Annotated in this window: 19 protein-coding genes, 4 tRNA genes and 1 pseudogene; 15 read left to right on the plus strand and 9 right to left on the minus strand. The window is 42.8% G+C overall.

Features of this window, described 5'->3' with window-relative positions; translation table 11 throughout:
* Positions 1–433: 433 nt before the first annotated feature.
* The 8 genes from NG55_RS10430 to NG55_RS10465 all read right to left on the minus strand — a co-directional run bounded on the left by NG55_RS10430 (position 434) and on the right by NG55_RS10465 (position 6,001).
* Complete coding sequence (locus NG55_RS10430) at positions 434–1,651, minus strand: tyrosine-type recombinase/integrase (RefSeq protein WP_065343209.1); 1,218 nt, start codon at positions 1,649–1,651, stop codon at positions 434–436.
* 172 nt (positions 1,652–1,823) lie between these two features.
* A tRNA-Glu gene (locus NG55_RS10435) sits at positions 1,824–1,899 on the minus strand.
* Positions 1,900–1,999: 100 nt separating this feature from the next.
* A tRNA-Glu gene (locus NG55_RS10440) sits at positions 2,000–2,075 on the minus strand.
* A 212-nt stretch (positions 2,076–2,287) separates the two neighbouring features.
* Positions 2,288–3,694, minus strand: coding sequence for an amino acid permease (locus NG55_RS10445; protein WP_016542710.1), 1,407 nt, complete (start codon positions 3,692–3,694; stop codon positions 2,288–2,290).
* Between the two features lie 108 nt (positions 3,695–3,802).
* Positions 3,803–3,878 (minus strand) — tRNA-Glu (locus NG55_RS10450).
* Between the two features lie 69 nt (positions 3,879–3,947).
* Positions 3,948–4,023 (minus strand) — tRNA-Ala (locus tag NG55_RS10455).
* Positions 4,024–4,081: 58 nt separating this feature from the next.
* Entirely contained in the window at positions 4,082–5,590 is a 1,509-nt protein-coding gene (gltX, locus tag NG55_RS10460; RefSeq protein WP_065343210.1) for a glutamate--tRNA ligase, read from the minus strand.
* Positions 5,591–5,695: 105 nt separating this feature from the next.
* Positions 5,696–6,001: a hypothetical protein gene (locus NG55_RS10465; RefSeq protein ID WP_016660116.1), complete on the minus strand. Its 306-nt coding sequence runs from the start codon at positions 5,999–6,001 to the stop codon at positions 5,696–5,698.
* Between the two features lie 408 nt (positions 6,002–6,409).
* Between NG55_RS10465 and NG55_RS10470 the strand changes: the two genes are divergently transcribed.
* From NG55_RS10470 to NG55_RS10505, 8 genes and pseudogenes are all read left to right on the plus strand, one after another.
* Positions 6,410–7,405 carry a sulfate ABC transporter substrate-binding protein gene (locus tag NG55_RS10470; RefSeq protein ID WP_016542713.1) on the plus strand — a complete coding sequence of 332 codons (996 nt, stop codon included), beginning with the start codon at positions 6,410–6,412 and terminating at the stop codon, positions 7,403–7,405.
* Between the two features lie 197 nt (positions 7,406–7,602).
* Positions 7,603–8,523, plus strand: a complete 921-nt coding sequence (gene rsmH, locus NG55_RS10475; protein WP_016542714.1) for a 16S rRNA (cytosine(1402)-N(4))-methyltransferase RsmH — start codon at positions 7,603–7,605, stop codon at positions 8,521–8,523.
* Positions 8,524–8,525: 2 nt separating this feature from the next.
* On the plus strand, positions 8,526–8,864 hold the full coding sequence (gene ftsL / locus NG55_RS10480; protein WP_004657403.1) for a cell division protein FtsL: 339 nt from the start codon (positions 8,526–8,528) through the stop codon (positions 8,862–8,864).
* 10 nt (positions 8,865–8,874) lie between these two features.
* Positions 8,875–10,708 (plus strand): annotated as a pseudogene (gene ftsI, locus NG55_RS10485) (penicillin-binding protein PBP3).
* Positions 10,709–10,711: 3 nt separating this feature from the next.
* A complete protein-coding gene (locus NG55_RS10490) occupies positions 10,712–12,211 on the plus strand; it encodes a UDP-N-acetylmuramoyl-L-alanyl-D-glutamate--2,6-diaminopimelate ligase (RefSeq protein ID WP_065343211.1) in 1,500 nt (499 codons plus the stop codon).
* A gap of 22 nt (positions 12,212–12,233) precedes the next feature.
* Positions 12,234–13,631, plus strand: a complete 1,398-nt coding sequence (locus tag NG55_RS10495) for a UDP-N-acetylmuramoyl-tripeptide--D-alanyl-D-alanine ligase (RefSeq protein WP_065343212.1) — start codon at positions 12,234–12,236, stop codon at positions 13,629–13,631.
* Positions 13,632–14,750: a phospho-N-acetylmuramoyl-pentapeptide-transferase gene (gene mraY, locus NG55_RS10500; protein ID WP_023271199.1), complete on the plus strand. Its 1,119-nt coding sequence runs from the start codon at positions 13,632–13,634 to the stop codon at positions 14,748–14,750.
* Positions 14,751–14,808: 58 nt separating this feature from the next.
* Positions 14,809–15,627, plus strand: a complete 819-nt coding sequence (locus NG55_RS10505) for a putative RNA methyltransferase (protein WP_065343213.1) — start codon at positions 14,809–14,811, stop codon at positions 15,625–15,627.
* 15 nt (positions 15,628–15,642) lie between these two features.
* On the opposite strand, the gene ponA is transcribed toward NG55_RS10505, so the two are convergent.
* Positions 15,643–18,243 carry a penicillin-binding protein PBP1a gene (ponA, locus tag NG55_RS10510; RefSeq protein WP_065343214.1) on the minus strand — a complete coding sequence of 867 codons (2,601 nt, stop codon included), beginning with the start codon at positions 18,241–18,243 and terminating at the stop codon, positions 15,643–15,645.
* Between the two features lie 163 nt (positions 18,244–18,406).
* Here ponA and NG55_RS10515 point away from each other — a divergent pair, with 163 nt between their 5' ends.
* The 7 genes from NG55_RS10515 (at position 18,407) to aroB (ending at position 25,279) form a co-directional block, all read left to right on the plus strand.
* Positions 18,407–19,465 (plus strand): pilus assembly protein PilM, encoded by a 1,059-nt coding sequence (locus tag NG55_RS10515; protein WP_016542721.1) that lies wholly within the window; start codon positions 18,407–18,409, stop codon positions 19,463–19,465.
* The gene (locus tag NG55_RS10520; protein WP_016542722.1) at positions 19,465–20,115 is read left to right on the plus strand and encodes a PilN domain-containing protein; all 651 of its coding nucleotides are present in this window, start codon (positions 19,465–19,467) and stop codon (positions 20,113–20,115) included. Before NG55_RS10515 ends, NG55_RS10520 begins: the two co-directional genes overlap by 1 nt.
* On the plus strand, positions 20,112–20,840 hold the full coding sequence (locus tag NG55_RS10525) for a type IV pilus inner membrane component PilO (protein WP_016542723.1): 729 nt from the start codon (positions 20,112–20,114) through the stop codon (positions 20,838–20,840). The genes NG55_RS10520 and NG55_RS10525 overlap by 4 nt, the downstream gene beginning before the upstream one ends.
* A 3-nt stretch (positions 20,841–20,843) precedes the next feature.
* Entirely contained in the window at positions 20,844–21,371 is a 528-nt protein-coding gene (locus NG55_RS10530; RefSeq protein ID WP_023271201.1) for a pilus assembly protein PilP, read from the plus strand.
* 61 nt (positions 21,372–21,432) lie between these two features.
* The gene (pilQ, locus tag NG55_RS10535; RefSeq protein WP_171068252.1) at positions 21,433–23,595 is read left to right on the plus strand and encodes a type IV pilus secretin PilQ; all 2,163 of its coding nucleotides are present in this window, start codon (positions 21,433–21,435) and stop codon (positions 23,593–23,595) included.
* A gap of 19 nt (positions 23,596–23,614) precedes the next feature.
* Positions 23,615–24,172, plus strand: a complete 558-nt coding sequence (gene aroK, locus NG55_RS10540) for a shikimate kinase AroK (protein WP_004657425.1) — start codon at positions 23,615–23,617, stop codon at positions 24,170–24,172.
* 24 nt (positions 24,173–24,196) lie between these two features.
* Positions 24,197–25,279: a 3-dehydroquinate synthase gene (aroB, locus tag NG55_RS10545; RefSeq protein ID WP_016542727.1), complete on the plus strand. Its 1,083-nt coding sequence runs from the start codon at positions 24,197–24,199 to the stop codon at positions 25,277–25,279.
* Positions 25,280–25,296 lie beyond the last annotated feature (17 nt).

The following is a 25,296-nucleotide window of genomic DNA, read 5'->3' on the forward strand; positions in this document are numbered from 1 at the left end:
CTATAAGCTTCATACAGCCATTTAGTAATGTTTCATATATCATTCATGCCATTATTTTTAAATTGCTCTAAAGTGAAATGAGAGTAATATAGAGTATGATATATTTTTTGGGTTAAAGCCCTAGTATGATATAGCCTAAGTGTATGAGTAATGAACACGGGAGATACCTGATTTTTGCCCCCATACCCTCATATACTCCGTTTTAAGGGGGAGTTATTTATGGTCGAGTATCCACTTCAGGCTTAAATCGTATTCATGGATAACCATACTCCACGCCCTCTGTTACTTTCATTGTGTACCTAATATCATGCAGTCGGTTGGATACTATCATTCAGCGTTACTCTGTTTTTAAGTCACTCTATTTATATTTCTGTTGTTCGTAACGATGAATGATAGTTGAAAGTGGATATTTTTTGATTACAGTTATCACCATCTATTCAAGTAATGTTTGGGTTAGATAATCAGCCCATATCTGTAGCATAGCTTTTCTGTTTTTCACATGCTTAGTGCGATTATAGGATTCTCCGTTAGCATCTCTCACTCTGTGTGCAAGCTGTCTTTCAATCCAAACAGGTTCAATATCAAGTTCTTCCTCAAGTATCGTTCTTGCTGTAGCGCGAAAGCCATGAGCAGTTTGTTCACCTTTAAATCCAATACGTTTAATTGCTTCATTCACTGTACTTTCACTAATGAATGGCTCTTCACCTCGATTACTTGAGAATATGTATTCACGGTGTCCAGTATGTGAGCTGAGTTGTTCTAAAAGTTCAATAGCTTGTGTTGGTAAGGGAATAATCAAATAGCTTTTAGGCTTGCTTGCATCTTGCTTTAAAGGGTAAATGTTGAGTGTTCCATCCTTCTTGTTATAGTCAGACCATTTTATTGTTCTAATTTCAGTTGGGCGTGAAAAAATAAATAAAGATATTTTGACTGCACATCGGGTAACGAATGTCATTCGAGTATCAGTCTCATCCCATACGGTTTTGATGAGTTCTGAAAGGGCAGTAGGTTCTGTAATTGCTGCAAAGTTTCCACTAATGGGTTTGGGGAGTATCACGTCATGTGCTGGATTGATCAATATGAGCTTTTTACGTCTAGCGTACTCAAGTATCTGCTTAACTGAAATGAGAACCTTACGGGCTAATTCAAGCGCACCACGCTCTACAATACGGTTTGTTACCTCACTTTCAATAATCTCAAGTGAAATTTGAGATATGGGCATATCTCCTATAAAAGGTAAAACATCTTTGTTTAAACGTCGTATAACTTCACTATCTTTTTTGCCTTCTTTTTCTCTTAGTTCAAGCCAATCTTGAGCAATAAGCTTAAACGCATTAACCATGCTTAATTTAGCTTGTTCTCGTTTGCTATCTCTTTCGCTGGCTGGGTCTTTACCTTCTGCAAGTTGTAGCTTTACTTCATCACGACGCTTTCTAGCTTGTTCTAATGCAATCGTTGGATAAACGCCTAGAGCAAGTGTATTGCGCTTTTTAGTAATTGGATTGGTGTAATCCATACGCCAATATTTGCTACCGTTTTTATTGATCTGTAAATATAAACCATCACCATCGGTATACTTATTACTGGTAGATTCATCAAATTTTAAATTTTTTACTTTCAAGGCTGTTAGTCTATTTATTGCTCTCGACATGACTGTTTCCCCTTAACGGTATCGTAACGGTATTAAGATATACCGTTAAATATACCGCTTAGAATCGTAGATTTGGGGGAAATATTGTGAATAGCTATAGACAACAAAAAACCCTTGAACTTAATGAATTCAAGGGTTTGTGTACTACCGTGGATTACAGTAGATTTGAATTTGGCGTCCCTACGGGGATTCGAACCCCGGTTACCGCCGTGAAAGGGCGATGTCCTAGGCCTCTAGACGATAGGGACATATCTGAGGAAATTTACCTGAGCGTCGTATGTAAAACATATTGATCGCTAGGCCTAAATTCTCGGCAAAGATTTTGTCTTTGCTTTTCCTCGAATTTAGTGGCGTCCCTACGGGGATTCGAACCCCGGTTACCGCCGTGAAAGGGCGATGTCCTAGGCCTCTAGACGATAGGGACGTTTCAGAGGTGGGCGTATATTAGGGTGAATTAGATAGGGTGTCAAACACTTTTCTCAAGAAAATCTAAAAAAAGCGGATAAGTGTCTAAAAATAAAACATGTTGCGGAATAAATAATCAAAAATAAGCAGTTAAGCAAAAAATACCGAGAAAATGGGGGTTTTAACAGACATAAAAAAATGCAGTCTAAGCTGCATTTTTTTGCGTATTGCTTATTTACGATGACGATAAAAAACGTAATGGCTTAAATAGCAAGCTGCGATAAATAATAAGCAGCCAATAAAGCCCGCTTGCATTTCAGGGTCTGCTGCCATACTTAAACCTGTAATAAAACAGAAGATAAAGCCTAAGATCGGTACAATCGGATAAAGGGGAGCAGCAAATTTTAAATCTTTTGCTGTATGACCCGCTTTATACCATTGGCGTCTGAAGTTAAATTGACTCCAGCAAATACTCATCCACACGATGACCATGGTAAATGCCGCAACGCCCAATAAGTTCTTAAAAATCGTCTCAGGCGCAAAATGCTCTGATAACAGACCTGGAATCGCGCCAAACATGGTCACGACCAATGCAATAATCGGTGTACCACTTTTTGATAAGCGTGAGAAAACACTTGGGAGCTGGCGTTGATCTGACAAAGACCACATCATGCGTGATGCCGCATAGAGACCTGAATTGGCAGCAGACAGGAGTGCGGTAATAATCACGAAACGGATAATATCATCGGCATAAGGAATACCAATGTAGTTAAATACCGTGACGAAAGGACTGCTACTTACCCCTTCTCCCCCTAAGCCAGCGACTTGGAATGGCAGTAGGGCGCTGATCACAATGATGGTCCCCACAAAGAAAATCAATAAACGCCAGATTGCGGCATTGATGGCCTTTGGCACATTTTCAGCTGGATCTTTGGTTTCACCTGCAGCCACACCAATTAACTCTGTACCTGAAAAGGCAAAATTCACAATCAGCATGGTGGTAAAGATGGGGATTAGCCCTTGCGGGAACCAGCCGTGTGCGGTCAAGTTATGGAATAACGGTGCTGACTCATAACCATTGAATGAAATCAAACCGAAAATTGCCAACAAACCTAAAATGATAAAGGCAATCACGGTCACGACTTTAACCAGTGCCAGCCAGAATTCGGATTCGGCAAACATTCGGGTTGAAGTGAGGTTGAGTCCTAAAATGGTGACTGCAAAGATAATGGTCCAAATCCACATCGAAATATGTGGAAACCATTCCTGCATCAGCAATGCCGCAGCGGTAAATTCTGTGCCGAGGGTTGCCGTCCACGTGAGCCAATAGACCCAAGAAATCATATAACCTGTGCCTGGACCAATATATTTTTGAGCGTATGCACCAAAAGATCCAGCAACAGGCATGTGTACAGCAAGCTCACCTAAGCAGAGCATGACCATATAGGCAATTAAACCACCTAACACATAGGCGATAATTGCGCCCACAGGGCCAGTTTGAGCGATAACTTCACCAGAACCTAAAAATAAACCTGTACCGATTGCACCGCCTAAAGAAAGCATAACTAAATGGCGAGTGCTCATGGCACGTTTTAATGTTTTTGATTCTGAATGCGTATTCGAGTTGGAAGATTGCATACGACAATTTGTCCAAGCATAGAGAAGCGGCTATTTTATGGAAAATTCGAAAATGTGCAATCTGATTGAGAAAGATTGTGAGAAAAATATAATTATTAGATAAGAATATGGCGTCCCTACGGGGATTCGAACCCCGGTTACCGCCGTGAAAGGGCGATGTCCTAGGCCTCTAGACGATAGGGACAGATGAGGCAACACACAAATGACTAAAAGTCTAACTTCATCTCGGTCACGTGTTGTGATTTCGAGAATCTGGTGGAGCCAAGCAGGATCGAACTGCTGACCTCTACAATGCCATTGTAGCGCTCTACCAACTGAGCTATGACCCCAGAATGTGTGAGCGCAATATTAGGGGGAATGCGCTCACACGTCAATCACTAAACTGGATTAAGTCTCACTATTTGCATCATTTTTCGGCAATTTTAGTGATTCATTTAGCTTTTCCCAAACTTTCAGCTCTTTCTTGCTTGGTCCACCCACAAGTTCTAGGGCATGACGTAAACGTGCAAAAGTCAAATCAGGGCCGAGAGTGACCATCGCTTGCATCACAGGCGTTGAACTGGTTGAACCTGCAATCGCAATAAAGAAGGCTGGCATGAAATCACGTAATTTGATTTCCATTTGATTAGCCAAGTCCATCAAGGTTTGGCTAACCGTGTCATTATTCCAACTAAACTGACTTTCTAAACGCCAAATCGCAAATTGTAGGCTCTGGCGCACTTGCTCTTCGGTCAATTTTTTGCTTTCAAACTGTTCTTTGCTGATTTGTGGCATATGGTTGAAGTAAAAACCTGCCCAATTCACGGCTTCAGAAAGTAAATTGATACGCGGTTGAATCGCAGCAGCAATATCTTCAAGGGTTTTGCGATCACTTTTCCATGCCAATAAACGATCTAAAAGCTGTCCAGGTGTCAATCCTTTGATCCACTGACCATTGAGCCAGTTGAGTTTTTCAACGTCAAAGATTGGTCCACCCAGAGAAACACGTTGTACATCAAAGTTTTGGATCATGTCTTCTAGGGTGAATACTTCACGCTCATCAGGCATTGACCAGCCCATACGACCGAGATAGTTCAACAAGGCTTCTGGTAAAACACCGATATCACGATAGTAATTGATTGAGGTTGGGTTTTTACGTTTAGACAGTTTCGATTTGTCTGGGTTACGCAACAATGGCATGTGACACAGCGTTGGCATGTCCCAACCGAAATATTGATACAGCAATTGATGCTTCGGTGCAGAGGGTAACCACTCTTCGCCACGCAAGACATGGGTGATTTCCATTAAGTGGTCATCGACCACATTGGCAAGGTGATAGGTCGGTAAACCATCCGTTTTGAGCAGCACTTGCATATCCACTTGTGCCCAAGGGATTTCCACTTCACCACGCAGTAGGTCATTGATTTTGCAAATCCCTTCTTCAGGCACTTTCATACGAATCACATGCGGTTCAGCAGCAGCGAGACGGCGTTGTACTTCTTCTTGTGAGAGTTTTAATCCACGACCGTCGTATTTCGGTGTTTCACCACGCGCTTGTTGTTCAGCACGCATTTGGTCAAGTTCTTCTGCGGTTGCAAAACAATAGAAAGCATGACCTTTTTCAACCAATTCCAAAGCGTACTGTTTATAAATTCCCATACGTTCAGATTGGCGATAAGGGGCATGTGGACCACCTACATCTGGACCTTCTGACCAATTCAAACCCAACCAGCGTAAAGAATCTAAAATCATTTTTTCAGATTCAGGTGTTGAGCGAAGTTGATCCGTATCTTCAATACGTAAAATAAACTCACCGCCGTGCTGCTTGGCAAAACATAGATTAAATAACGCAATATAAGCTGTGCCTACGTGTGGAAAACCAGTAGGAGACGGCGCAATACGGGTACGAACTTTCATAAATGATCGGAGCTTAAATTTAAATTGAAATGATTATAACGAAAAAGCCTAGTCACGGCATGACTAGGCTTGATTTAAATATGTGAAGGGGCACATATTTAAAATTTAAGAGGTATGCGGTTGGAATATAGTTTGAACGAAACGGGAAAAACGTTCATGTTGGCTGGCAAAGAAGGTTTGTGTCGGTGTGGTACGAATTGTATTCAGCATTTTTAATTCATCATCTGTCGATGGCAACATGCTGGTATTACGTTTTTGCTGATCAAGCGCTTTTACGATCAGGCTCGAAGAAGATTTATCAATGGTTTTTATGTTATTCGTTTCTTTAATTGCCGCTGCATGTCCCATTTGAACAGACGCTGCTAGAAATATGCTTAGGCTCAGTGCTTTTTTCAATTTTAATGCTCGCATTGCTCACATCCCCTTCATGATTTTGAGTCTACAAGACTAACCAAACAACTATAGTATTGCTTTAATAATACGATTTAAACATAAATCTTAATAAAAAAGTATAACTACGTCACACTTTTTACAAAAATATTAAAATTTGACACATGCTGCCATGTATTTATAGCAAAACGACTACTTTGTATACAAGTGGAATTTAGCAAGCAAATGTGTAGAAAAAGTGGAGAATGATAATTTTTCTCATTTTGACATAAAAATAACTGCTTGAGTATTTTTTTAATGCAGGAAATACAGGCTGTGGCTATATCTTAAAAACAGAATAGTAATAAATTAATTGATATAACTATATGATTGTAAATTATTTTTAAAGAAATATAGTGGTGACAAACGGGGCGAAATGAGAAAGAATAAATGAAAACAGTTATTGCAGCGGCATTGCTGGCGCTGGGTCTAAATAGTGTGGCGCAAGCGGCAACCACTTTTTTAAACGTGTCTTATGATCCGACACGTGAATTTTATCAAGAATATAATCAGGCATTTGGTCAGTACTGGAAAAAAAGAACAGGGCAAGAGGTTGATTTCAAGCAGTCGCATGGTGGTTCGGGTAAACAAGCCCGTTCAGTCATCGATGGCTTGCAAGCGGATGTGGTGACCTTGGCCTTGGCCAATGATATTGATGAAATTGCCAATGCAGGTTTAATTCGTAAAGACTGGCAAAAACAATTTAAAGACAACTCAGCACCATACACTTCAACAGTGGTGTTTTTGGTGCGTAAAGGCAACCCAAAGAATATTCGTGATTGGAATGACTTGACCAAGCCAGGTGTTGAAATCATTACCCCGAACCCGAAAACAGGTGGAGCGCCACGCTGGATTTATTTGGCGGCATGGGGTTATGCACTTAAACAACCGGGTGGTAACGATGCGAAAGCCCGTGAATTGGTGAAAAAGCTCTATCAAAATGTCAAAGTCTTGGATTCAGGTGCGCGCGGCTCCTTAACCACTTTTGCTGAGCGAGGTATTGGTGATGTGCTGTTGTCTTGGGAAAATGAGGCTTTATTGGCAACTCAAGGCTTAGGTAAAGATAAGTATGAAATTGTGTATCCATCAATTTCGATTTTGGCAGAGCCTTCAGTTGCGATTGTTGATAAAACCGTCGATAAAAATGGCAACCGTCAGCTAGCGCGTGGTTACTTGAATTTCCTTTATTCACCATTAGGGCAGGATTTGGCTGCGAAATATTATTTCCGCCCGCGTAATCCTCAAGTTGCGGCAAAATATGCACAACAATTTCCAAAGATTCAATTGTTCAAAATTAATGACGTGTTTGGTGGGTGGGCAAAGGCGCAAAAAACCCATTTTGTAAATGGTGCGATATTTGATCAGATTTATGCGGAAAAACCATAAACCAGATCCGTACTCAACATATTGCAAAAATTGAAAAAGCAAATACCAACTGTATTTGCTTTTTTATTGACTGAAAAATGATAAGAAAACGGTTTTATCTATGAAAAGTTAAGAATTCTCTACAAAAAGTCGTTTGGTACTGGCATAAAACAAGGTGATAATGTGCAGTTACATTTTCAGCTGTTGATTCTTTTCTTATGTCGCATATTTCTGTCTTACTTCATGAAACCGTTGATGGCGTATTGGCAGGTCGCGATACTGGTATTTTTGTTGATGCGACCTTTGGTCGTGGCGGACACACCCAGCTATTACTGTCTAAATTAGATGCCAATGCACGTGTCTATGCCTTTGATAAAGATCCACAAGCTCTTGAAGTTGCAGCACAATTAGAACAAGAAGACTCGCGCTTTAAAATCATTCATGCCAGTTTTGCCGATATTCAAACAGAACTTGCCAACATTGGTATTACTGAAGTGGATGGGATCATGGCTGATCTTGGGGTTTCATCACCACAACTCGATCAGGCAGAACGTGGTTTTAGCTTTATGCAAAACGGGCCACTGGATATGCGTATGGACAATTCGCAAGGCCCAACAGCTGCACAATGGTTACTTGAAATTGAAGAAGAAAAACTCGCAAATATTATTTACCAATATGGTGAAGAACGTTATAGCCGCCGTATTGCCAAAGCGATTAAACTGGCAGGGGAAATGACCACAACGGCACAACTGGCAGAGGTGGTCAAAACAGCACATCCAAAGTGGGAAAAGCATAAGCATCCTGCCACACGAACCTTCCAAGCGATTCGTATTGCCATTAACAAAGAACTTGATGATATCGAGAGCTTTTTACCGCAAGCTGTCAGTTTGTTAAAAGCAACGGGGCAATTGGCCGTGATTAGCTTTCATTCTTTGGAAGATCGTTTAATTAAGCAGTTTATCCAAAAAGAATCGAGCTTACCTGAAGATTCGGGTTGGGGCATGCCTCAAGCACAGGTGGATACTCGACGTTTAAAGAAAGTCTCTCGTATTCGTGCGAGTGAAGCAGAAGTAAAAGCAAATCCTCGTTCACGTAGTGCGTGGCTACGTGTGGCAGAGCGTTTAGAGCAAAAAGGCTGAGAATGAACAACAACAATGATGATGACGTGATATCAAGTAGCAGAAAGGGACTGAAAAAGGTTGCTGTTTATGCTGTACTCGTTGCACTGGTGTTCACCAGTGCAATGATGGTGGTATTTCAGGTATTTGAATATCGTCATGATTATCGTGACTTGAGTGCATATATGCGTGAACGAGATGATTTAAACGCAGAATGGGGGCGTTTATTGATTGAGCAGCAAACCTTTGGGGCAACCGCCCAGATCGGTTCACGCGCAGTGACGCAACTCCGTATGTTCTCACCACCAGCGACACAGACGGTTGTGATTTCTTTACCTATGACTTCAAAGCAAGATAAATAAGGCATGCTGTATGGCAGATAAGCGAAGCAAACCAATACGAAAAAAACAGCAGTCCATTTCTGAAAGACCGACCCTTACTTTAGATATGTGGCGATTTTACTTGCTTTGGGGCACTGTGCTGCTGTGCTTTGTGGTGCTGATTGCGCGTGCTTTCTATGTGCAGGTGGTCAATAAAGACTTTCTGCAAAATAAAGCCAATGCCAATATTCTGCGGACGGAGCGATTGGAGGCGATGCGTGGCGTGATCAGTGATCGTCACGGCGTACCTTTGGCGATTAGTACGCCGATCATGAAAATTGTGATTGACCCGAGAGATTATTGGGACACGAAACAGCAATTTGATGAAATTACCGCGGAGCTGAAAAAAGATCCGAATAACCGTAAATTAAAACGCCAATTGCCTGATAAAAACTTGAATCTTGATGAGTTGGCAGATGCTGTTGGGGTTGATCGTGCAGATTTGAAAAAACAAATGCAGGCGCGTCCACGCTCACGCTATTTGGTCTTACAAAAAGAAATTCCACCGCAACAAGCGGACTTGATCACTAAGCGTAATTTCCAAGGTGTTTATGCAGAGAAAAGCTATAAGCGCTACTATCCGCAGCCACAACCGAATGCTCAGATTATTGGGTTGACCAATAGTGAAGGGGTGGGGATTGAAGGTTTGGAAATGCAGCTGAATAAACAGTTGTCAGGTGTTGATGGCGAGCAAAAAATTATTCGGGATAAAAAGGGCAACCGCCTCAAAGTTTCTGAAGTCATTAAAGAAGTCGAGTCGGGTGAAAATGTCACCCTGAGTATCGACTCGCGTTTGCAATATATTATGTACCGTGAATTGACTGCGGCAGGTGTGGCCAATAATGCCCGCTCAGCAACGGCGATTGCGGTGGATGTCAAAACGGGTGAAATTTTGGCGATGACCAGTTGGCCATCGTATAACCCGAATGATAAAAATGGTCTTAGCAACAAAGATGCGATGCGTAACCGTGGCGCGATTGATATGTTTGAGCCAGGCTCAACCATGAAACCTTTTACCGTGGCTGCGGCGTTGGAAAGTGGTAAATATACCCCAAATACCATCGTTAACACGTCACCAGGTTCAATGCGTTTAGGTTGGCATACCATTCGTGATACGCATAACTATGGTGCCTTAACAGTTTCTGGCGTGATTATTAAATCTTCGAACGTCGGTTCGGCCAAGATTGCACTCTCTTTACCTAAAGATACGGTACCGTCTTTCTTTAGACGTGCGGGCTTTGGGCATCGTTCGGCGGTTAAATTCCCGGGTGAAAGTGCAGGTTTACTCTATTCAGGCGATAAGCTGAATCCGTCTCAATTAGGGACCATGGCCTATGGTTATGGCTTGAATGCGACCATTTTGCAGGTCGCACAAGGTTATGCCATGTTGGCGAATCATGGTGTGCAAATGCCCTTGAGCTTGCGTAAGTTAGACAAAGCCCCTGAAGGTACGCAAGTCTTAGCCCCTAAAATTGCGGATCAAGTACTGACCATGCTTGAACAAGTAACCATGCCAGGCGGAACCGCGAAACAAGCGGTAATCCCCGGTTATCGTGTCGGCGGTAAAACAGGGACGGCACATAAATTACGTGCCGACCGTAAAGGCTATTCAAACAGCGAATATCGTGCTTTATTTGCAGGGGTTGCGCCGATCAGTGATCCTCGTTTAGCCATGATTGTGGTGGTTGAAAATCCACAAGGTCGCTACTACGGTGGTTTGGTGGCAGCACCCGTATTTGCACGTATTATGCAAGAGTCCTTACGTTTACTGAACGTACCTTTAGATAAGCCCCTTGATACTTCTATAAAATCCAATCCGTAGGTAGATTATGTCGATTCGTTTTCAACAGATACATCCGATCAACATCGATGCGGCTTGGTATACACAGCCTTTTCAAGGCTTTTGTCTAGACAGTCGCAAGGTTGAACAAGGGCAGATTTTTATTGCACTGAGTAGTTATAGCCAACCTGAAAAAACCCGCCAATTTGCACAAAATGCTTTGGATGCAGGTGCATTGGCGATCATTAGCGAGACTGCTTTAGGTTTTGCGAATGAGTGGGTTTGTCCAGATGTGCGCTATTTGATGGGTGAGTGGCAAAAGCAATATTTGCAAGCGGTTGATCCTGTAACCACATTGCGTGGAATTGCAGTCACAGGAACCAATGGTAAAACCACGATTTCACGTCTAATAGCAGAGTTGGTGAGTTCACAAGGCAAGGGTTGCGCAGTCATGGGCACCACGGGTAATGGGATTTTGCCGAATTTAACCCCATCAACACATACCACTTTGGATGCTTTACAATTACAACTCGCCCTGCATGATTATGCTAAACAGGGGGCAAGCTTTGTGGCATTGGAAGCCAGCTCTCATGGTTTGGAGCAAGGCCGCCTGAATGGCTGTGAACTTGAAATCGCGGTGTATAGCAATTTAAGCCGTGATCATTTGGATTATCACGGGACTTTGGAGGCGTATGCCGAAGCTAAAGCTTTGTTATTCAAATTCACAACTTTAAAGGCTGTGGTCATAAATCTTGATGATGCATATGCACATCTGATGTTGAATGCTGCGAAAGCCAATCCAGCACAACCTAAAATTCTGACTTATTCTTTGACTCAGACGACAGCGGATTATTATATTGCGGATTTGCAATATCGTTTGAGTGGAGCAAGTTTTACGTTGATTGCTCCGACAGGTCACTATGTGGTGCAAAGTCCATTACTTGGGCAGTTTAATGTTGAGAATTTATTGGCCAGCCTGATTGCGGCAGAGTATGCCGGTTTTAGCTTGGCAGATTTAGTCCAGTTTGTACCGCAGCTCCAAGGTGCGCCGGGGCGTATGCAGGTGATTCAGGATGCAGAGCGTTTATTTGTGGTGGATTATGCACATACCCCTGATGCCTTGATTCAGGTATTAACGACATTAAAGCGTCATGTCACGGGTCAGCTTTGGGCGGTATTTGGTTGTGGTGGCGACCGGGATCGTGGCAAGCGTCCATTGATGACACAGGCTGCACTAGATCATGCGAATCCTGTGATTCTCACCTCAGACAATCCACGCACTGAAAATCCTGAACAGATTTTTGCAGACATGAAACAAGGGATTCACTTTGCAGAACATGTGATGCATGAAATCCATGATCGTCGTGAAGCGATTAAATTTGTGGTCGCACAAGCTCAAGCGGGTGATATTGTGGTGATTGCAGGTAAGGGACATGAAAACTATCAAGAGATTGATGGGGTTCGTCACTGGTTTGATGATGTGGTTGAGGTGCAGTCTGCGATTGCTGCACAGCCACATTCTGTCGATTCAGCATATTCTGCGCAATAAGCTTAAAAGGTAAATAAAGCATATGCATACTTCAACGACCAGTACCGTTCCATTACAAGCTTGGACCGCAGAACAATTACAACAAGCGACCCAAGGCGAGTGGTTTCAGCACAATATTCCACAAGGTGAAATTAAACGTATTTTAACCGACTCACGTCATGCCGAAGCTGGTGATGCTTTTCTCGCCTTAAAAGGTGAGCGTTTTGATGCGCATACTTTTGTCGCGCAAGTTGCGAAGCAAGGTTGTCAAATTGCCATTGTCGAACATCCTGTTGATGCAGATATTGCACAGTTGATCGTAAAAGATACCCGTCTGGCGTTGGGGCAGCTCGGTGCTTATCGCCGTCAACAGAATTCACAGCTCAAAGTGATTGCTTTGACAGGTAGTAGTGGCAAAACCACCACCAAAGAAATGTTGGGCAGTATTTTATCTGGTTTGGCACCGACCTTAATTACCCGTGGCAACCTGAATAATGATTTGGGCGTGCCGATGATGTTGCTTGAGCTACGTCCTGAGCATCAATATGCTGTGATGGAGTTGGGCGCGAGTCATCAAGGTGAAATTGATTACACCTCGAATTTGGTGCAGCCGCATGTGGCAGGCATTTTGAATATTGGTACCGCACATCTGGGTGAGTTTGGTGGACGCGAGGGCATTTGCCGCGCTAAATCAGAAATCTATGTGCATATTTTGCCTGAAGGGATTGCAATCGTCCCTGCGCAGGATGATTTTAGTGAGACCATTCGCCAAAATGCACAAGCACATTCAAGCTTGAGTTTTGGGGAAGGTGGTGATGTATTTGCAACCGAAGTTCAGCTGCATCCTCAATCGGCGCAATTTAATTTGCATACACCACAGGGGATGCGTGCAGTGAATTTGCCATTTGCAGGCGCGCATAATGTCCAGAATGCCGCTGCAGCGACTGCTTTTGCACTCGCGCTTGGTATTGCACTGGATGATATTGTACAAGGTCTGGAGCAAGCGCAAGGGGCGAAAGGTCGGTTGAACTTTATTCAACACCAAAATCATTTATTTATTGATGATACCTATAATGCCAATCCAACTTCGATGCGTGCAGCAGCACAGGTTTTGTTGCAGCAGCAAGGCTTAAAAGTCATGGTGATGGGAGATATTGGGGAACTCGGTGACAGCAGTTGGCAAGAACATCATGATTTAGGGCACGATTTAGCAATGTTGCCGCTGGATCAATTGGTTGTGGTCGGGGAGTTTGCAACCGCTGCACAACAGGGCTCAGCCAATGCAGCAAAGTTACATGCCTTTGCCTCTCAAACAGAAGCATTACCGTTTTTAATTAATTTAGTCCAAACACATCAACCCCAGTCAATGAGTTTCCTCTTCAAAGGGTCTCGTTATACCCATATGGAAACGTTGATGGCTGACTTGATGGAGAAAATTTAAATGTTGTTATGGTTATTTGAACAATTGGCGGACTATAACAGTTCGTTTCAAGTTGTTCGTTATTTAACATTACGCTCTTTATTGAGTTTGCTGACGGCCTTGACGATCGGACTGGTGCTAGGCCCTGTCATGATTCGTAAATTACAAGCATTAAAATATGGTCAGGCGGTCAGCTCTTTTGCGCCTGAAAACCATGCCAAGAAAATGGGGACCCCAACCATGGGTGGGATTTTAATCCTGCTTTCTATTGGAATCAGTACGCTATTGTGGGCGGATTTATCCAATCCTTATGTCTGGATTGTGCTGGGCGTCATGGTGGTGTTCGGTGCTGTGGGTTGGGCGGATGACTGGATTAAAGTTCGTTATAAAGACAATGCGGGTTTGCCTGCACGTAAGAAATTTTTCTGGACCTCAGTGGCTTCGCTTGGTGCAGGTATTGCACTATATGTCATTGCAAAACAGCAAGATAGCATGGTTCATACCGCGAATATGCTGGATTTGTTGATTCCATTCTTTAAAAATCTCTCTATTCCACTTTCCGCGATCCCATTAGGTTTGGCATTTATTGGATTCACCTATCTGGTGATTAATGGCGCATCTAATGCGGTCAATTTGACCGATGGTCTGGATGGCTTAGCGATTATGCCGATTGTGATGGTGGCCGCAGGTTTAGGGGTATTTGCTTATTTATCTGGTGATATCCGTTTTGCCAATTATTTGCATATTCCTTATGTTAAATATACCTCTGAACTGGTAGTGATCTGTTCAGCTATGGTCGGTGCGGGTTTGGCTTTCCTTTGGTACAATGCGCACCCAGCCCAAGTCTTTATGGGTGATGTCGGTGCCTTGGCGCTTGGTGCAATGCTTGGTACGATTGCGGTGATGGTTCGTCAGGAAATCGTATTTGCCATTATGGGCGGTGTGTTTGTGATGGAAGCGGTTTCGGTGTTCTTGCAGATCGGTTCATTGCGGATGCGCAATAAGCGCGTATTCTTGATGGCCCCTTTGCATCATCATTATGAAAAGCAAGGTTGGAAGGAAACCCAAGTCGTGATTCGTTTCTGGATCATTACTATTTTCCTCGTGGTATTGGGCTTAATGACGCTAAAATTACGTTAAACCAAGATTCAAAAAGAAGCTGGTGATCACCAGCTTTTTTTATGTTTGGAGAAAATAGATGAGTTTGTTGATGTGTCCTGTTTGTCGCCAATCATTGAATTTGGTTGCGAATTCTTGGCAGTGTGAAAAAGGGCATCATTATGATGTAGCCAAACAGGGCTATGTCAATTTGCATGTGGTCCAGCATAAGCATAGTAAAAGCCCAGGAGACACGCCAGAGTCGGTATTGGCACGTCGTGAGTTTTTGCAGGCAGGTTTTTATCAACCCTTACAACACGCAGTTGTGGCATTGTTACAACAATTGCAGCCCAAGGCTGTCTTGGATATTGGTTGTGGTGAAGGTTATTACACCAGTGCTATGCAAGCTTATACCCAGCAATGTATTGGGGTCGATATTGCTAAAACAGCGGTACAACGTGCAGCGAAGTTAAATGACAAGGTAACTTGGGTGGTGGGAACGGGGGCAACATTGCCAGTTCGGGATCATGTACTGGATCTTTGTACCAGTTTATTTAGTCCAATACCGCAAGATGAAATCGTAAGAGTATTGCGTGATGATGGTTATTTAATTGTGGTGACCCCTGCACCAAAACATCTCTATGATTTGCGTGAAGCCTTATTTGAGCAAGTTAATTTACATGAGCCAGAGAAGTTTGTGCAGCAGTTGGATGCTCAGTTTGAGTTAATGCAAGCACAGATCGTTGAAGCACCCATGCAATTGGATCAGCAAGCATTAAAGAACTTAATTGCGATGACGCCATATGCCTACAAAGCCAATCCTGAGCGCCGTAACGCCTTAGCGCAGGTACAGGGCTTTACAGCGACTGCAGCCTTTCAAATTTATTTGTTTCAGAAAAGAAAGAAGCCATCAATTTGATGGCTTCTTTTTTATTTACTGGATTTGATTGATCAAATGCTCAATCCCATCCTTTTCTTTCGGTGGAGGTGCTGGGTTTGATGAATTCGAGCCCATTGCTGGTGGTTGCTTTTTAGCAGGCACAATTGGTTGTTCGTCAGTTGATGAGCTTGTTCCAGGTAAGTCTGAAAAATCATTTTGTACTGAACGTGTTGGCGCTGGTGGCGCTGGACGATACAGTGGACGAGCCAGTGGTGGAGAAGCACGATATTCTTTTTTATCTTCGCTTTGCTGAATCTGCAATTTATCACGAGAGATCGGATCTTTTGCTTCTTTATCCAAACGCACCCATGCAGATGGGGTATCTTTTAATGAGTTCCCCATAAAGTTGGTCCAGATTGGAAGTGCGGCAACGCCACCGTATTCGCGGCGACCGAGTGTACGCGGTTGGTCAAAACCAACCCAAGCAATCGCGACCAACTTGCCATTAAAGCCAGCGAACCATGCATCTTTGGCATCATTGGTTGTCCCTGTTTTGCCCCCTAAATCATCACGACCAATTTTAAGTGCTGCTCGACCTGTACCGTGCTGGATCACATCACGCAAAATGTTGGCCATGTCATAGGCAGAGCTCGATTTTAAGATGCGTTGGGCTTGACGGTAATCACTGTTGGTTTTGGTAGTTGGTGCCGTATCCGCTGTGAGCATTTGTGCTTCGGAAGCAGCAGTGGACTCATCTAAGCTTTGATTGGTCACATCGGTGACTTGGTCCTTGGATTGATCTTTATCAGCTGCTTGTTGTTTTGGATCTGCATTGGCGCTACTAATACATGGGATACAGGCGTAGTCAGGTTTCGCTTCGTAAATAACCTTACCAGCTGCATCTTCAATACGCTTAATGAAGTGTGGCTGAATACGGTAACCGCCATTGGCAAAAGTGGCATAGCCTGTTGCCATTTGAATTGGTAATACCTGTGGTGTACCAAGGGCAATGGTATAGTTACGTGGAATTTGATCGTCTTGTAGACCAAAATCCATAAACAATTGACGAGTACGCTCAATGCCAACATTTTGTAATAAACGTACAGAAACGGTATTTCGAGATAAATATAAGGCACGACGTAAAGGAATCATGCCCAGATAACGACCATCTGAGTTTCTTGGAGACCACTTCCCAATGGTAATAGGACTGTCATTGACCATGCTATAAGGGGTCATGCCACGCTCTAAAGCCAATGCATAGACAAAAGGCTTAATGGTGGAACCTGGTTGTCTCCAACCTTGTATAGCACGGTTAAACTTCGATTGATAAAAGTTATAGCCTCCGACAACAGCTTCGATTGCACCGTCATTGGGATTAATGGCAATCAGTTGTCCTTGAACTTTCGGCACTTGAACCAAAGACCAAACGGTTTTACCTTCGTTTGGACGCAGGCGAATAATGTCTTTGACTTTGACAATCTGTGAGGCATTCGATGGTGCACCACCGACACTATTGGCGTTGCGATAAGGACGAACCCAAGACATACCAGACCAATTCACGGTCACTGTTGAGCCATCTTGCATCAAGGCATCAAAAGAGTTGTTATTGACCTTGACCACTTGCGCAGGGTAGGTGTTGGCATAAGCCATAAATTGCTTCAATGGTTTATCGTGTGCTTCAGGGCCACGCCAGCCATGACGACGGTCATAAGCCTCTAGACCATTTTGAATCGCTTGTTCAGCATAACGTTGACGTTTGCTATCAATAGTCGTGTAAACCTTGTAGCCTGAGTCAACCGCCTGTTCACCAAAATGTTCGACCAATTCTGAGCGAACCATTTCACCCACATAAGGGAATACATTGCTCACTGAGCGATCAACCATATTCAAATTGATCGGTTCTGCGACCGCTTGTTGATATTGATTTTGGTTAATGTAGCCGAGTTGTAGCATACGACCTAAAATCCAGTTACGGCGTTCAAGGGCGCGTTCAGGATTTACGACAGGATTGTATTTTGATGGTGCCTTAGGTAGACCTGCAATCATCGCCATTTGTGCAGTGCTAAGTTCATTAATATTTTTGTTGTAATAGACACGTGCGGCAGCTGCAATTCCATAGGCATTTTTACCTAAGAAAATTTTATTGACGTAAGCGGTCAGAATTTCCTGTTTTGTTAAGTTTTGCTCGATTTTACGTGCCAGAAACACTTCTGTTAGTTTGCGTCGAAGTGTTCGGTCTGGACTTAAATAATAGTTTTTCGCTACCTGCATGGTAATGGTCGAGCCCCCAGTTTGGACATCAGACCCTGTAACAGATTCAGTCAGTGCTCGCCCAAGCCCTTTAAAACTAATCCCATTGTGCTCAAAAAAGGATGAGTCTTCCGCTGCCAGAAAGGCGTGGATAAAAGAAGGAGGGATCTGTTCATATTTAACAGGAATGGATAATTTCCCGCCATATTCCGCAATTAACTGATCATCTGTCGTATAGACTTGCAATGGTTTTAGTAAAGGCGCTTTTTTGAGTGAACTCATATCTGGCAGTGAAGGTGCAAGATAGAGATACATGCCATAAAATCCCATTGGAAGTGAGACTAAGATAATAATAATGATCAAAAAAAATGGGCGAACAATACCAGAACTGGATAGCTTTTTCATAATAAGTAAGTTTTAATAAGAGCGAATGGCAAACTAATTGTGGTCAGTATATCCTTTAGACTTGCGGATTGTTAGATGAGTTATTGTATCCGTAGCAATTAAAGACCAAAACAAAATTAGTGTGTTGTATTTTTGGGGATAAAAAAATAAATAGGAAAGTACTGTGCTCAGGTTATATCGTAAACCAAATAAGGGGTTAGTGGGTGTCGATATTAGTTCGACAACTGTTAAGTTATTGGAGCTCTCTGTAAAGAACGGTAGATATTGGGTTGAAAGTTATGCGGTGATGCCATTGCCTGAAAGCAGTGTCGTGGAAAAAAGCATACTGAATCCAGAGGCGGTAGGTGATGCACTTGAGAGGGTGGTCAACCTTGCCAATCCTCATGCCACCAATGTTGCAGTTGCTGTGCCGACATCCATGGTCATTAACAAGATTATCGAGATGGATGCCGACATGACGGATGAAGAACGTGAAGTTCAAATCCGCATGGATGCTGAGCAATACATTCCGTTCCCATTAGATGAAGTCAGTCTTGATTTTGAAGTTTTACCTGATCGTTTAGCGAATCCAAATCGGGTCAATGTCCTCTTAGTTGCAACGCGAACTGAGAATGTCGATACACGTGTCGAGGTTCTAGAGCTGGCTGGCCTAACTGCAAAAATTGCTGAAGTGGAAAGCTATGCGATGGAGCGCGCATTCAGTGTATTTGCTGATACCTTGCCAATGGGTGCCAATACGGTTGGGATCTTAGATATTGGTCATACCATGACCACTTTGTCGGTGATGCAAAAAGGCAAAATCATTTATACCCGTGAGCAGGTCTTTGGTGGTCGTCAACTGACTCAAGATGTGCAGACTCGCTACGGTCTTTCTTTTGAAGAAGCTGGGCGTGCTAAGAAAGAGCGCACCTTGCCAGATGATTACGACACCGAAGTCCTTGAGCCTTTCTTGGATGCTGTGGTTCAACAGGCGGCACGTTCGCTCCAGTTCTTCTTTTCATCTTCACAATTCAATGAAATTGACCATATTTTGTTGGCGGGCGGGAATGCCAATATTCCAGGCCTTGCCAAGTTATTACAACAAAAACTCGGTTATCGCGTCACCATTGCCAATCCATTCCTACAAATGGGTTTTTCTCCCCAAATTGATATTAAAAAAATTGAAAACGATGCTTCCTCTTTAATGGTGGCATGTGGTTTGGCATTGAGGAGTTTTGATTAATGGCAAAGATTAACTTACTCCCTTGGCGTGATGAGCTAAGAGAACAACGAAAGAAACAGTTTGTCGCATTTTGCGTTGGGGTCGCTGCATTAGGCATTGCTTCGGTATTTTTTGGATGGATGTACTTTGATCATAAACTCAATGACCAAGAACAAGCCAATCAATTGATTGTGAGTACCAATCAAAACTTAGATACGCAACTCAAAGCACTGGATGGTTTGCAGGAACGCCGTAACGCCATTATTGAGCGGATGAAACTGATCCAAGGCTTACAAGGACAACGTCCAATTACCGTGCGCTTGGTGGATGAATTGGTTCGAGTCACGCCGCCGACAATGTACTTAACCAAATTTAGTCGTACAGGGGATAAATTCACGATTGAAGGAAAGGCAGAAAGCCCGAATACCGTGGCTGAACTGTTACGTAATCTAGAGGCTTCGCCTTGGTATCGAAATGCCTTTATGAACTCCTTCCTTGCCGTGGATGAAAACAAAAATAAAGACAAAACAGCAACGTCGTTGGTGCCTCGTGTTGAGGAAAATTATGGCAGTTTTGTGGTCACTGTAGATCTGGGTGAGATCGGGACAGTTGCGGAAGCTGCACCAACATCAGAAGCAGCCGCATCAGGGGTAGTCGGGGTGGCAAAATGAAGTTAGATAAAGCTGATGATTTAAATCAAGATACCGTTGCGATCAAGAAAAAGAAAATGACGGTTGAACAGTTTTTCCAACAGTTTAATACGTTGGATATGAACAATTATGGTAGTTGGCCACTATCGGTCAAAATTACCTGCTGGATTTTTGTGTTCTTGGCGGTTGTTGCATTAGGTTATTTTGTAGTGATCAAGTCTCAACTTGAATCCATCGCGAATGAGCAAGCCAAAGAGCAGAGCTTACTCAATGAGTTTAGAGAGAAAGATTCAAAATTACGTAATTTGCAACAATACCAAGCACAACTGCAAGAGATGGAAGCGAATTTTAATCAGCAGTTAGAACAGCTGCCTAAAGAAACAGAAATTCCGAGTTTGGTTGAGGATATCAACTTAACCGGTGTGAATTCTGGATTGAAATTTAAAAACATCCGTCTAGAAAGTGAAGTGAAGCAAGAGTTCTTTATTGAGCAGCCAATCAGTATTGATGCCACAGGTGATTATCATGCCTTTGGTGCATTTGTCACGGGCATTGCCGCTTTGCCACGTATTGTGACCTTGCATGACTTTACGGTTGAAGCAAAAGAAGATACGCAGAAAAAATCTGACATTCCTGTAGTGAACTATACCGTTAAAGCAAAAACCTATCGTTATATCGGTGTTGATGAGCATGTAAATGAATCAAAAGCACCGAAAGATAATCCACCTGTCTCAGGAGGAAAATAGTAAATGAATAATTATAAATTGCTTCTGAGTTTTCTGCTTGGGTTGGGCTTGGTTGGGTGTGATTCCCGGATTGATGCGGTCAGTCAAAAAATGGCGGAAATCCGTAATCAACCACCTTTGCCGATTGAACCAGCACCCGTATTTAGCCCTGTGCCTTTGTTTAATTACGCAGCACATCAGTTAAAAAGTCCTTTCATGCCAAGTTCTTTGGCAGCTGAATTGAAGATTATGGCAGGGAAGCGGGTTTATCCAAATTTTAATCGCCAGCCACAGCCTTTAGAGGCGTATGCATTAGAGTCATTGAACATGAAAGGCAGCATGAGGGGGAAACGTAGTGATACGATTGCTCTGCTTCAGACACCAGATGGTCAAATTGAACGGGTGCAAGTGGGAAGTTATTTGGGGATGAACCAAGGTCGTATTATTAAAATTAACCCGACTCAAATCGATTTGGTGGAGATTGTACCCGATGGCCGAGAGGGCTATGTCGAAAGACCTCGTACACTCGTTTTAATTGGACCAGCGCCGTAAGATTAAGGGAATAACAATGAAAAAACAGTTTAAAGATTCTTTATTTGGGGAAGCGAAGACCATGAATCATGCATTCCGTCAATTTTCTATGGGTGCTGTTGCAATTGCGGTGATGCAAGTTGCATCGGCGCAAGTGAGTATGACCAATATTGTACCGATGAGTTTGGCTGATCAGGGCACGGAAATTCGTGTGATGTTTAATGGTCTTCCGCCACAACCACAAGCGTACCAACTTGAGCAGCCGTCTCGTTTGATTTTGGATTTTGATAAGGCTCAGCAGAGTTTAAAGCAAAACTCAATTCCTGTTTCAACAGCAGAGGCCAGCTCGATTGAGGTTGCGTCAGATGATCAACGTTCTCGTGTGATTGTGAATTTAAAAGAGGCGGGTGCGTTTACGACGCGAGTTGAAGGCAATACTTTTGTATTGAAAATTAATTCAGCGAAACCGACTAGCGTGAATGCACCATCAGTTAGTTCACGTCAGATACAACAAGGCGTTTCCAATATTGGTTTCCAAAGAGGAAATCAAGGTGAAGGTCTGGTCGTGATTGATTTGTTGGGCAGTAATACCCCAGTCGATGTGCAACAACAAGGCAGTAAGATTGTCGTACGTACGATGGGGAACAAAATTCCGACTCATTTAGCGCGTCGTTTAAATACCAATGATTTTGCAACACCAGTTGCCAGTATTGATGCATATAATGATAAAGGCAATGGGGTGATTACCATTCAGTCTGCGGGTAGCTATGAATATATGGCCTATCAAGCAGAAAACAAGCTGACCATTAGTTTAAAACGTCCTGAAGATAAATCTCCTGCAAAAGCGAAGGCGCATACTTATACGGGCAATAAAATCTCATTAGATTTCCAAGATATTGAAGTGCGTCGTGTATTGCAGCTCTTGGCTGATTTTACTGGCATCAATATGGTGGCAGCAGATACGGTACAAGGGAATATTACCCTGCGCCTTAAAGATGTGCCATGGGATCAAGCTCTTGATATTGTATTAAAAACCAAAAATTTGGATAAGCGCCGTAATGGTAATGTGATTTGGATTGCACCTGTTTCTGAGCTGATTAAAGCAGAAGAGGAAGAGGCGAAAGCAATTGCACAGAGTGTGAAACTTGCTCCTCTGCAAACAGAATATATCCAGTTAAGTTATGCAAAAGCCGTAGATATTGAGAAGCTGATTACTCAAGGCAAAAATGTTAACAATAACGGTAGCAATGGTAATAGTAATAACTCGGGTAATAACTCAGGATCAATGTTGAGCAATGATACCTTAGAGGGCGGCTTATTAAGCCCACGAGGTACCATATCGATTGACCCTCGAACCAATACTTTAATCTTGAATGATACTTCACAAAAAATTGACCAGATCCGGAAAATGGTGGATTTACTCGACGTACCCGTTAAACAAGTGATGGTTGAAGCGCGTATTGTACGTGCCAGCACTGACTTTACGAAAGAGATGGGGGTGAAGTGGGGGATTTTATCACAAGGAATTACCAACAATAATGATCTGTTGGTTGGGGGGAGTGATACAACCTTATGGAATTTACGCAAGCCAGAAAAAAATGATGATACAGGGGGCTGGAAGTATGAAATTGAACGCCCAGATAACCTGAATGTGGATTTAGGTGCGACGACCGCCGGTGCTAGCCGTATTGCGTTTGGTTTAATTAGTTTGTCTGATTTTATGCTGGATTTAGAGCTGTCTGCAGTGCAGGCGGATGGTTATGGTGAAGTCATTTCAACACCGAAAGTCATGACAGCCGACAAGCAACCAGCAAAAGTCATGTCAGGGACACAAGTTCCATATCAAACAGTCACAGGAACCGCGGGTAACCAGACGACCAGTACCGCATTCAAAGATGTATTACTGAGTTTGGATGTTACGCCAAGTATTACACCTGAAGGGAAAGTGCAAATGAGATTAAATATCTCAAATGACTCGATTGGACAACCCGCACCAAATGGACAACTGATCCTGAATAAGAATGCAATTGATACCAATGTATTGGTTGATAATGGTGAAACTGTTGTTTTAGGCGGGATTTTTGAGCAATCGAATCGTAATGCCCAAACCAAAGTGCCATTCTTGGGAGACATTCCTTATCTAGGGAGATTATTCCGAAGAGATCTAAAAACTGAAAATAAAAGTGAACTGCTTATTTTTGTGACACCGAGAATTGTTAATGACACTTTGACCAGAAATCATTAATATATTTTCAATAATTGCAATGAATATAGGTGGCGCGTTGCCAAGCAAAGCGTTTGAAACCCTACCAAATGTTTATTTGGTAGGGCCGATGGGGGCAGGAAAAACAACAGTTGGCCGACATTTAGCAGAATTGTTAGGTCGAGATTTTATTGATAGTGATCATGAAATTGAACGTAAAACAGGTGCGACCATTCCGTGGATTTTTGAAAAAGAAGGTGAAGTCGGATTTCGTTTACGTGAAACCAATGTTTTAAATGACTTAACCTCTCGTCCATTATTGGTACTGGCGACGGGTGGTGGTGCTGTTACTCAACCGAAAAATCGAGAATTTCTAAAACAACGTGGCATCGTTGTTTATCTTTATACACCTGTAGAACTACAACTACAGCGAACCTACCGTGATAAAAATCGCCCATTATTACAAGTCGAAAATCCAGAGCAAAAATTACGTGATCTCTTGGCGATCCGCGATCCTTTGTATCGTGAGGTTGCGCACTATATTATTGAAACAAATCAAGGTGCGGCACGGGATTTAGCGCAACGTATTTTGCACGTTATTTTATCTAAACAAGTTTAAGTCGTTTCTGGTTGGTCTAAGTTTATGCAAACGTTACATGTTGAGTTAGGTGATCGTCGTTATCCAATCTTTATTGGCAGTCATTTAGATCCTAAAACCTTACTTGAGCCCTATTTACATGGCAGACAAGTCATGTTGGTGTCCAATACAACGGTTGCGCCACTCTACCTACAACATTATCTCAATGCTTTAACCCAGTTGGAAAAACAGGTTGCACAGTGCATCTTGCCAGATGGTGAAAAATATAAAGATATTCAGCACCTGAATTTAATTTTTGATGCTTTATTAGAAGCGGGTTTTAACCGTGATTGTACCGTACTGGCTTTGGGTGGCGGCGTGATTGGGGATATGGCAGGTTTTGCATCAGCCTGTTTCCAGCGTGGCGTAAACTTTGTGCAGGTACCTACTACTTTATTGTCGCAAGTCGATTCCAGTGTTGGTGGCAAGACGGGGATTAATCACCCCTTAGGTAAAAATATGTTGGGGGCTTTCCAGCAACCGCAAGTGGTGCTTGCCGATATGGCGCAATTGGATACTTTGCCTGATCGTGAATTGTCTGCAGGTTTGGCGGAAGTGATTAAATATGCCTTACTTGGTGATGTCGATTTTCTGGTTTGGTTAGAGCAAAACATAGATGCCTTGGTTGGGCGTGATGCAAACTTACTGGCTGAAGCCGTTTTTCGTTCATGTGCGCATAAAGCACGTATCGTGGCCAATGATGAAAAAGAACAGGGTGAGCGTGCGTTGCTCAATCTTGGGCATACTTTTGGGCATGCGATTGAATCCTATCTAGGCTATGGCACCTGGTTACATGGTGAGGCGGTAGCAACTGGCATGGTCATGGCTGCAGATTTGTCGCAGCGTTTAGGCTGGATCACTGCTGAAGATCTGCAACGTACAAAAAATATCATTCACCGTGCTCATTTACCGATATCATGTCCGAAAATTCCATTAGATGAATTCTTGGCTTATATGTCGCACGATAAAAAAGTCTTAAATGGTCAATTACGCTTGGTTTTATTGAAAAAATTAGGGCAAGCGGTGATTACCAAAGACTTTGATATTGAGCTGATGAAACAATCTATTCTTGCAAATCAATCTGCATAATTAATCATTTGGGAAAA

The organism is Acinetobacter gyllenbergii, from assembly GCF_001682515.1.
Lineage (GTDB): Bacteria > Pseudomonadota > Gammaproteobacteria > Pseudomonadales > Moraxellaceae > Acinetobacter > Acinetobacter gyllenbergii.